Source organism: Streptomyces sp. NPDC001027, from assembly GCF_040299045.1.
GTDB lineage: Bacteria > Actinomycetota > Actinomycetes > Streptomycetales > Streptomycetaceae > Streptomyces.
The window spans coordinates 1-9517 of record NZ_JBEPBI010000278.1 but is presented as its reverse complement, the minus strand read 5'-3'; the positions used below and the strand labels follow the sequence as shown (position 1 = coordinate 9517).

9 protein-coding genes are annotated in these 9517 nt (G+C 75.6%); 6 read left to right on the top strand and 3 right to left on the bottom strand.

Annotated elements, in window-relative coordinates:
- From ABT300_RS37760 to ABT300_RS37750, 3 genes are all read right to left on the bottom strand, one after another.
- The coding region (locus tag ABT300_RS37760; RefSeq protein WP_351685879.1) for a Gfo/Idh/MocA family protein at positions 1-598 on the bottom strand (598 nt) is incomplete at its 3' end.
- Between the two features lie 116 nt (positions 599-714).
- Positions 715-1059, bottom strand: a complete 345-nt coding sequence (locus ABT300_RS37755) for a hypothetical protein (RefSeq protein WP_351685877.1) — start codon at positions 1057-1059, stop codon at positions 715-717.
- A 71-nt stretch (positions 1060-1130) separates the two neighbouring features.
- Complete coding sequence (locus ABT300_RS37750; RefSeq protein WP_502978075.1) at positions 1131-2540, bottom strand: type III PLP-dependent enzyme domain-containing protein; 1410 nt, start codon at positions 2538-2540, stop codon at positions 1131-1133.
- Between the two features lie 325 nt (positions 2541-2865).
- Between ABT300_RS37750 and ABT300_RS37745 the strand changes: the two genes are divergently transcribed.
- The 6 genes from ABT300_RS37745 to ABT300_RS37720 all read left to right on the top strand — a co-directional run bounded on the left by ABT300_RS37745 (position 2866) and on the right by ABT300_RS37720 (position 9372).
- Positions 2866-4221, top strand: a complete 1356-nt coding sequence (locus tag ABT300_RS37745; protein WP_351685873.1) for a PucR family transcriptional regulator — start codon at positions 2866-2868, stop codon at positions 4219-4221.
- Between the two features lie 254 nt (positions 4222-4475).
- Complete coding sequence (locus ABT300_RS37740) at positions 4476-5258, top strand: ABC transporter ATP-binding protein (protein ID WP_351685871.1); 783 nt, start codon at positions 4476-4478, stop codon at positions 5256-5258.
- 77 nt (positions 5259-5335) lie between these two features.
- The gene (locus tag ABT300_RS37735) at positions 5336-6100 is read left to right on the top strand and encodes an ABC transporter ATP-binding protein (protein ID WP_351685881.1); all 765 of its coding nucleotides are present in this window, start codon (positions 5336-5338) and stop codon (positions 6098-6100) included.
- On the top strand, positions 6097-6993 hold the full coding sequence (locus tag ABT300_RS37730; protein ID WP_351685869.1) for a branched-chain amino acid ABC transporter permease: 897 nt from the start codon (positions 6097-6099) through the stop codon (positions 6991-6993). The genes ABT300_RS37735 and ABT300_RS37730 overlap by 4 nt, the downstream gene beginning before the upstream one ends.
- Positions 6986-8098 carry a branched-chain amino acid ABC transporter permease gene (locus ABT300_RS37725; RefSeq protein ID WP_351685867.1) on the top strand — a complete coding sequence of 371 codons (1113 nt, stop codon included), beginning with the start codon at positions 6986-6988 and terminating at the stop codon, positions 8096-8098. The genes ABT300_RS37730 and ABT300_RS37725 overlap by 8 nt, the downstream gene beginning before the upstream one ends.
- Positions 8095-9372: an ABC transporter substrate-binding protein gene (locus ABT300_RS37720; RefSeq protein ID WP_351685865.1), complete on the top strand. Its 1278-nt coding sequence runs from the start codon at positions 8095-8097 to the stop codon at positions 9370-9372. The genes ABT300_RS37725 and ABT300_RS37720 overlap by 4 nt, the downstream gene beginning before the upstream one ends.
- Positions 9373-9517 lie beyond the last annotated feature (145 nt).

Sequence of the window (9517 nt, the reverse complement as noted above, 5' to 3'; positions counted from 1 at the left end):
CGCCCGGGCCTTGGGCCGCGGCCGACACCCGGCGGACGTCTCCCAGCACCGGCAGCAGCACCGACAGCGCGTGCGGGCCCACGTCCCACAGGGCGCCCTTCTCCCCGCGCCAGGGTGTGCCGAACGGGCTGTCGCTCTCCGCGTGGAAGACGTCCCCGACCCACTCCGCGTGACCGGTGAACCAGCCCCCGACGCCCGCCTGCTCGGCGATCCAGGCGTCGGCCCCCGGCACGAACCGGGTGGTGAAGAAGACCACCGAGGCGACCCCCGCCCGCTCGGCGGCCCGCACCACGGCCTGTGCTCCCGCCGCCGTCGTGGCGACGGGCTTGTCCAGCAGGAGATGACAGCCGGCCTCGGCGGCCCGCACGGCGAGCGGCGCCTGGACGTCCGGCGGCAGGGCGACGGCCACCGCGTCCACGTCCGCCAACAGGGCGTCGACGTCGTCGTAGGGCCGGGCGCCGTGACGGCCGGCCAGTTCCTTGGCGGCCTCGACGCGCCGGCCCCAGACGCCGACGAGGTCGACGTCTTCGTGGGCGGCGAGGACGGGGGCGTGCACCATCCGGGCCCAGGGGCCGGTGCCGAGCAGACCGATGCGCATACCGTTGACTCCCTGAAAGACGGCGGGTGACGCGGGCGACTCGCGCGTCGCACACGCCGACGTGAGCCTCGCACATCCCCTCCGGCCGGGTCACCCCCCGGGTACCGCTTGCGGGATCAGGCGGCCCGGGCCTCCGACGGCCGGACAGGACCGGCCGCGGAGACCTCGGCCGCAGTGACCTCGGTCGCGGGGATCTCGGGCGACGGGATCTCGGGCGGGGCGCCGAGTGCCAGGGCGTCGGGGGCCGGGACCTCGGGGGAGAGGGCGCCGGGTGCTACGGCGGCGGCTGCCGGGGCGTCGGACGCGCCGCCGCGGATCAGGCGCAGCCGACGACGTCGGGGCGAGGCGTGACGCCGGTGGGAGTGAGCGGGGGCGGGGGCGAGCAGGCGGGTCTCGAGCCGGTCCATCACCGCCAGCAGGACGGACAGCATCGGCAGGAGCAGTACGGCGACCCAGAGCACGGTTCCCTCCTCGGCAGGCGACCACCTGGCGAGTGCTCCGATTCGGGCCGCTGATGCCTGCCGGGACGGCGTCAGCGGCGAAACCGTGCGGCGAAGCCCGTGAGCAGGGCGTCTGCCTGCGCCGATCCGTTCTCCTCGGAGATCTCCCGCACCGACTGCGGGGGGCGGATCACGGCGAACGCCACACGGTCCTCGTCGATCAGAGCGCCGTGCACCGCAGGCCGCGGCAGGCTGTTGTACGCCCAGTGCGCTGAGAAGTAGTAGCCGCCGGTGTCGTGGAGCACCACCAGGTCCCCCTCGGCGAGCGCGGGCAGCGGTCGGTCGTGCGCCACCACGTCCCCCGCGAAGCAGAGCGGCCCCGCGACGTCCTGCCGCACCAGCGGGGTCCGCTTGGGCAGGCCGTCCGGGCCGAACGCGGAGATCCGCAGCGGCCAGGCGTCCGGCATGAGGACGGTCCGGGTGGCGACCTGTCCGCCCGCGTGGGTGAGCGCGACCCGTCGGCCGCCCGCCTCCTTGACGTACTCGACGACGGCCGCGGTGAACCCGTTCTTGGCGATCAGCGACCGGCCGAACTCGGTGACCACCTGGTAGCGGCCGTCCAACAGCGCCGGCTCCGCGGCGTTGAGCGCGGCGACGTAGTCGGCGTAGGTGGGGGTGACCGCGTCGTCGGCGAAGTTCACCGGCAGGCCGCCGCCCAGGTCGAGACTGGTCACCTGACGGCGGCCGACACGCTCGTCGACGTCCACGGCGAGCCGGTGCACGGCGGCGAGACCCTCCGCGATCAACGGCAGCGGGCAGCCCTGCGAGCCCACGTGCGCGTGCAGCCGGGTCAGCCACGGCCGCCGCGCGAACGCCTCGACGACCCGGTCGCGGGCCCCGGGGTCGCGCAGTGCCACACCGAACTTCGAGGTCGCGGTCGCCGTGCTCATCGCGCCGATGGACCCGCCGCCGACCTGCGGATTGACCCGCAAGCCGAGCACGGACGAGCAGTCGGCGGGGCGCAGGGCGTCGATCCGGTCGAGCTCGTCGAGGTTGTCCGCGTTGAGCGCCACGCCCAGGGAGAGGGCCTCGCGGATCTCCCCGCGGGTCTTGGCGGGCGAGTCCAGCACGATGCGCGCGGGGGAGAACCCGGCGTCCAGCGCGAGCCGCAGCTCGCCGGGACTGGCCACCTCGCAGCCCATGCCCGCGTCGGCGAGCAGGCGCAGCACCGGCACCAGCGGACAGGCTTTGGCGGCGAAGGCGTGCAGCACGTCCGGCGTGCCGGCGAACGCCTCGTGCAGCGCGGCGACGCTGCCCCGCACACCCCGCACGTCCACGAACCCGGCGACCGGCCGCCCCTCGCCGAGCAGTCCCTCCGCGACGGCCCGCCGGACGATGAGCGCGACGGGAGTGACAGGAGTGACGGGAGCGACAGGGGGAGCAGGAGCGTCGGGGGCAGCGGGGGCGGCGTCGGTCTGATTGTTCTCGGCAGGGATCGGCATGTCTGGGCTCGGCATGTCTGGGCTGGGCACGTCTGCGGTCTCCTTCGGAGGGGGCGGGCTGGGGCGACGTCGGGCGGGGTGAGTGAGGACGGACGGGGGCGTCCTGTTCGCCGTCACCTGTGAACGTCTTCCCCGCGCCGCGCGTCCGCTCGCGCGCCGACGCGCCCGGACGGCCGCCGGGACGGGTGCCGGGACGGCGGCCGGGAGGGGCGTGCGGGCCGAAAAGAAGACTGCACACCCCTAGGGACCGACCGGACGGTATGCCATCCTTCGGGGCAGGACGACGAGTCGGACGGCGGGGCAGCGGCCCCGGGGGAGGACCGCGATGCATCACGCCCTTCGGTCACGGACCGCGTTCCGTCCCGCGGCGGACGCCCCGGCCGCGCCCGCGCGCCGCCCACGTCCGCAGCCCGTCCGGTCGCTGATCGACGCCGACGCCCTGCGGGTCCTGCACCGGGCCGCCCGGGTGCTGCTGGACGACCTCGCCGGACTCACCGACCGGCTGGTCGCCGTGCTGCAGGAGCAGGAGCCCGCCTACCGCTCGGCCGTGACATGCGATCCCACCGCCACCTGGCAGGAGGTGCACCGGTCGCTGCGGCACAGCGTGTCCTCGCTGCTGGACCCGCGCGGCAGCCGGGACGCGGCCCGCCGGTGCTCGTGGCGGATCGGCGCCACCCGTGCGGAGCAGGGCCTGCCGCTGGACGCCCTGCTGCACGCCTTCCGGCTGGGCGGGTCCCTGGTGTGGCAGGGCCTCATCGACGAGACCGCCCGCACCGCTCCCGAGGACGTGCGGCTGCTCGTGCACGTCGCGACCGACGTGTGGCACTTCGTCGACGAGCACTGCACCCTCGTCGCGGACGCCTACCGGCAGGTCGAACGGCAGCTCGCCTGGCGGCGCGAGAACCGGCTGCGGGTGCTGGCCGGCGCCCTGCTGGACGGGGCCAGCCGCATCGCCGACCTGCCGGAGACCGCGCAGGCGCTGGACCTCCCCGAAGAGGGCCGGTACGTGGTGGTGGCGGTGACGGCCGGCTGCCCCACCGCCGGGGCCGGGGCGCGGGCCGCCCTCGCGCGGGGCGCCCGCGCGTACTGGCACACCGGCGTCGAGGTGGACTACGGCATCGTCCTGCTGGACGAGGACGCCGACGCCGGGGCGGTCGGCCGGACCGGCCACGAGCGGCCGCCGCCCGCCGTCACCGGAGCCGGAGCCGAGGCCGGGAGCGGGGCCGGAGCGGCCGGCGTCGCGCCCGCCGCGCACTCCGCGCGGACGGGCGTCAGCACGGCAGTGACGGGCCTGGCCGCCGTCGGCGAAGCCCGCCGGCTCGCGGACGTCGCGCTGGGCCTGTGTCCCCTGACCGGCGGCGCCATCCGCCTGACCGAACACCTCCCGGCCGCGCTCGTGGTCTCCGCCCCCGATCTGGGCGCGGCGCTGGTCGAGCGGGCGCTCGGCCCGCTGGGGAACCTGGAGCCCGCCGACGAGGCCGTCCTGCTCGACACCCTCGCCGCCTGGCTGGCCTGCGACGGCTCCGCGCAACGGGCGGGGGAGCGGCTGTACTGCCACCGCAACACCGTCCTCAACCGCCTGCGCCGCTACGAGCAGCTGACGGGCCGGTCACTGGCCCGGCCGGCCGACCTGATGGAAGTCGGCCTCGCCCTGACGGCGCGGGGCCTGTACCCCCGCTGACCCCGGCGCGGGACCTGTGGTCCCGCCGGCCTGGCGCGAGGCCTGTGCCCCCGCTGACCCGGCGCGAGGGCCGTGGCTCCCGCTGACCGGCGCGGACCGGCCGCGTCTGGGCAGCCGCACAAGCCGCCCCGCCCCGCGTTGGTCGCGCGCAGCGACCCCGCCGCCGCGCCTGTACCGCCCCTCGTCCGCCGTGCTGTCGTGAGCTCCCCTTCCCCCGAACGCCGTGCCCACGGGCACGGTCCCGAGGAGCCGCGATGCCCCAGGCACCCCCGCAGGAGCGGCCCGCCCTGCACGTCGAACGCCTCGACGTGACGTACGGGCGGGCCCTGTCGGCCCTGCGCTCCGTGTCCCTGACCGTCCCGCACGGCGCGGTGGTGGCCCTGCTGGGCGCCAACGGCGCCGGCAAGTCCACGCTGCTGCGGGCCGTCTCGGGCACCCTCCGGCTGCACCGCGGCGCCGTCACGGCCGGCCTGATCCGCTACGGGAGCACGGTCCTGGACGGCCGTGACCCCGTAGCGGCCGTACGCGCCGGCGTCGTCCAGGTCCCGGAGGGCCGCCGGGTCTTCGCCGGACTGACCGTGGAGGAGAACCTGCGCGCCGGGGGCCTCGGCCCCGGCCGGCGCCCGCCCGGACAGGTCCGCGAGGCGCGGGAGCGGGTGCATGCCCTCTTTCCCCTGCTCGCCGAACGCGGGCGGCAGGCGGCCGGGCTGCTGTCCGGCGGCGAGCAGCAGATGCTGGCCATCGGCCGTGCGCTGATGGCCGCGCCCAGGCTGCTGCTGCTCGACGAACCCTCCCTCGGTCTCGCCCCGCGCATGGTGCATCGGATCGCCGAGGTGATCCGGGAGATCAACGCCCAGGGCACGGCCGTCCTCCTGGTCGAGCAGAACGCGGGCATGGCGCTCTCCCTCGCCGGCCACGCCCACGTCCTCGAGGTGGGCGAGGTCCGGCTGTCCGGGCCCGCCGACGAGCTCGCCCGCACGGACGCGGTACGCCGCCTCTACCTCGGCGACCCGGCCGACGACCAGGGGGCCGCGTGACCGCCGCCCGCGCCGAACGCGTCGCACGCACCGCCCGGGGCCTCGCGGGAGACCGGCCGCCGGCGCCGCCCCCCGCCCTGTACGTCGAGGACGTCACCGTGCGCTTCGCGGGCCTGACCGCCCTCGGCGCCGTCTCCCTGACCGTCGCGCCGGGTTCCGTGCACGCCCTCATCGGACCCAACGGCGCCGGGAAGTCGACCTGCTTCAACGTCCTGTCGGGCCTGTACCGCCCGGAGTCCGGACGGGTGCGGCTCGGGGACGCCGATCTGACCGGACTCGCCCCGCACCGCATCGCCGCACTCGGCGTCGCCCGCACCTTCCAGAACATCGTCACCACCGAGGGCACCGTCGCCGACAACCTGATGCTCGGCCGACACGCTCTGTCGCGGGCCGGTTTCGCCGCGAGCGCCCTGCGTCTGCCCCGGGCCGCGCGCGAACAGCGGGCGCACCGCGAACGGGTCCGCGAGATCGCCGAACTCACCGACCTCGCCGCCCACTTCGACACTCCCGTCGCCCTGCTGTCCTACGGCGACCGCAAACGCGTGGAGTTCGCGCGCGCCCTGTGCCTGGAGCCGCGGGTGCTGCTCCTCGACGAACCGGTCGCCGGCATGAACGGCGCCGAACGCGCCCGCACGGCCGAGACGATCGCCGCCGTCCGCGCACGACTCGGCCTGTCCGTACTGCTCGTGGAGCACGACATGGGCCTGGTCATGCGTCTCGCCGACGAGGTCACGGTCCTCGACTTCGGCCGGACGCTCGCCCACGGCTCCCCCGACGAGGTGCGCGCACACCCCGAGGTGCTGCGCGCCTACCTCGGCGTCCCCGGAGAGGACACCGCATGACATCCTTCCTCGACAGCGTCCTCGCGGGTCTCGCCCTCGGCGCGGTCTACGCCCTGGTCGCGCTCGGCTTCGTCGTCATCTTCAAGGCGTCGGGCGTGCTCGACTTCGCCCACGGCTCCCTGCTGCTGTTCGGCGGCTACCTGACCGCCGTCCTCCACGACGACCTGGGATTCGCGGGCGCGCTCGCGGTGTCCGTCCTGTCGACCGCGGCGCTCGCCGGCGCACTGGACCGACTGCTGCTGCAGCGCGCCGACCCCGACCCCGGGGCCGCCCATGTGCAGACCATCGTCACCATCGGCGTCGACATCGTGCTGCTGACCGATCTGTCCCGGCGCATCGGCGGCGACCTGCTCCCCCTGGGCGACCCCTGGGGCGACTCCGTGACCCGGCTCGGCTCCGTCACCGTCGCCGACAGCCGGATCGCCGCGATCGTCGTCTGCGCGCTGGCCATCGGCGGCGTCTTCGCCCTGTTCCGGTTCACGCCCTGGGGCCTCGCGCTGCGGGCCGCCGCCGAGGACACCGAGGCCGCGGCCCTGATGGGAGTGCGGCTGAGCCGGGTGCGGACGCTCGCCTGGTGCCTGGCCGGCGCCCTCGCCGCCCTGGCGGCCGTGTTCCTCGCCGCGTTCCCCGCCCCCGGACTGGAGCGGACCACCGGCCAGATCGCCCTCAACGCCTTCCCGGCGGCGATCCTCGGCGGACTCGCCTCGCCGCCCGGCGCCCTCGCGGGCAGCCTCCTCATCGGCCTGACCGAGGCCCTGGCCGCCGGCTACCAGTCCGAACTGCACGTCCTGGGGGACGGGTTCGGCGACGTCGCGCCCTACGCGGTGATGGTCGCCGTCCTGCTGGTGCGCCCCACCGGGCTGTTCGGCGCGAAGGGAGCGGTACGTGTCTGAGCGCATCCCCAAGGGCGCGGGCGCGCTCCTGACGGCTCTCCTGCTGTGCGCGCCGCCCTTCTACCTCGACGCCTTCTGGCTGCGCATCGGCCTGTTCTCCATGGCCGCCGCCATCGGCGCCGTCGGCCTCGGCCTGCTGACCGGAGCCGCCGGCCAGCTGTCCCTGGGCCACGCCTTCTTCCTCGCCGTGGGCGCCTACGGCTACACCTGGCTGGCGGGCGAACCGGGCCCCGGGCTGCCGCCCGTGCTCGCCGCGCTCCTCGCGGTGCTGCTGGCCGGGGCGGCCGGCGGGCTCTTCAGCCCCGTCGCCGGGCGGGTGCGCGGCATCTACCTGGGCGTCGCCACGCTCGCCCTGGTCTTCCTGGGGCACCACGTGCTGCTCACCGCCGACTCCGTCACCGGCGGCTTCAACGGCCGTTCGGTGCCGCCGCTGACCGTCGGCGGTTTCTCCTTCGCCGACGACGGCTCCTCACTCGTCGTCCTCGGCGTGCCCTTCGGCGGAGAGGAACGCCTCTGGTACCTCGGGCTCGTCCTGCTGGCCGGCGCCTGGTGGACGGCGCGCGGCCTGCTGCGCGGACGCCCCGGACGCGCCCTGACGGCGTTGCGCGACAGCGAGACCGCGGCCGCCGTGATGGGCGTCGACGTCGCCCGCCACCGCTCGGCGGCCTTCGTCGTGTCGTCGATGTACGCGGGCCTGGCCGGCGTCCTGCTCGCGCTGGCCTTCCGCCGGGTGGTCCCCGACTACTTCGGCCTGGCCCTCTCGGTCGACTACCTGGCGATGATCGTCATCGGCGGCCTCGGGTCCGTGGCCGGCGCCGTCGCGGGCGCCGTGTTCGTCACCGCGCTGCCCCTGCTGATGACCCGTTACGCCGATCAGCTGCCGCTGGTGACCGCCCCCGGCGCCGGCGCCGGCGGAGTCGGCCCGACGGAGGCGGCGCGCTACCTGTACGGCGCCGCCATCGTCCTCGTCCTGCTGTACGCCCCCGACGGCCTGCGCGGCCTGACCCGCCGAGCCCGCGCCCGTCTGCGACCCGCCGCCGCGTCCCCGGCGGCCGTGAACCGTCCGCCCGCCTCCGCAGTCCGAGCCAAGGAGCCCACCCAGTGAACCGCACGCAGCCCAGACACCGCGCCCACGTCCCCCTCCTCGCCGCCGCGCTGGCGGCCCTGCTCGTCACGGCCACCGGCTGCAGCTCCAAGGCCGGAGGCGGCGGCGGTTCCGAAGGGGCCGACGGCGTCAAGGGAGGCCCCGGAGTCACCGACAAGACCCTGCGGCTCGGCGCCCTGACCGACCTGACCGGCCCCTACGCGACCCTGGGCAAGTCCATCGTGCAGGCCCAGCAGATGTGGGCCGACGAGACCAACGCGGCCGGCGGCGTCTGCGGCCGCAAGGTCGAGATCGTGGTCAAGGACCACGGCTACGACGTGCAGAAGGCGGTCACCGCCTACGCCGACCTGGCCCCCGACGTCGTCGCCCTGCCGCAGGTCATCGGGTCCCCCGTGGTCGCCGCCCTCCTCGACGACATCGAACGCGACCACCTGCTGACCTTCCCGCAGGCGTGGGCCGCCTCCCTGCTCGGCAAGGACGCCGTGCAGGTCATCGGCACCACCTACGACATCGACATGATCGCCGCCGTCGACTTCCTCACCCGGACGAAGGGACTGGCCAAGGGCGACTCCGTCGGCCATGTCTACTTCGAGGGCGACTACGGCGCCAACGCCCTGGAAGGGTCCACCTGGGCGGCCGGGCGCGCCGGGCTCACGATCGTGCCGCAGAAGATCAAGGCGACCGACACGGATCTGTCGGCGCAGGTGTCGGCGCTGCGCAGGGCGGGTGTGAAGGCCGTCCTGATCAGCGCGGGTCCGGCGCAGACGGCCTCGCTGGTCGGGGTCGCCGCCTCGCGCGGGCTGAGAGTGCCCGTCGTCAGCAGCGCGCCCGGCTTCGCGCCCCAGCTGATGAAGACGCCCGCGGCGCCCGCCCTGCTGGCCATGCTGAACGTGGTGAGCGCGGCGCCCGCCGTGAGCTCCGACCTGCCCGGCGTCCGGCGGATGGCCGCCGCCTACGGCAAGAAGTACCCCGACTCCCCGGTGGACGCCGGCACGCTGTCCGGCTACAACGCCGCCCAACTGCTCGGCGCCGACCTGAAGAAGGCCTGCGCGGCCGGCAGCCTGGCCCGGGAGGACGTGGTGAAGGCCCACCGCTCGCAGAAGAACGCCGACACCGGCCTGGGCTCGCCGCAGGACTTCTCCGACGTCACGAAGCCCGCGGCCCTGTCCAGCTATGTGCTGAAGCCGGACGCGAAGGCGCTCGGCGGTGTGGTGGGCGTGGAGGACGCGCACCTGGCGCCGGGCGTCACGGAGTACCTGGCCGGCCGCTCCTGACCGTCCCGGGGGCGATTCAGCGGCCCGGCTGCTGAATGCGTTCGCTCGATTCCATTGGACCCGCGGCCGACGGGGGGCCAGGGTGGAGAGGTGCGGGGGGGGGCCGGGCCCGCACCGCCCCCCCGCACAGAACCACCCCCCCCCC

Excerpts from the sequence above, each read along its gene's own strand:
- ABT300_RS37740 (WP_351685871.1), top strand. The coding sequence starts at position 4,476 with ATGCCCCAGGCACCCCCGCAGGAGCGGCCCGCCCTGCACGTCGAACGC.
- ABT300_RS37730 (WP_351685869.1), top strand. The coding sequence starts at position 6,097 with ATGACATCCTTCCTCGACAGCGTCCTCGCGGGTCTCGCCCTCGGCGCG.
- ABT300_RS37745 (WP_351685873.1), top strand. The coding sequence starts at position 2,866 with ATGCATCACGCCCTTCGGTCACGGACCGCGTTCCGTCCCGCGGCGGAC.
- ABT300_RS37750 (WP_502978075.1), bottom strand. The coding sequence starts at position 2,540 with ATGCCGATCCCTGCCGAGAACAATCAGACCGACGCCGCCCCCGCTGCC.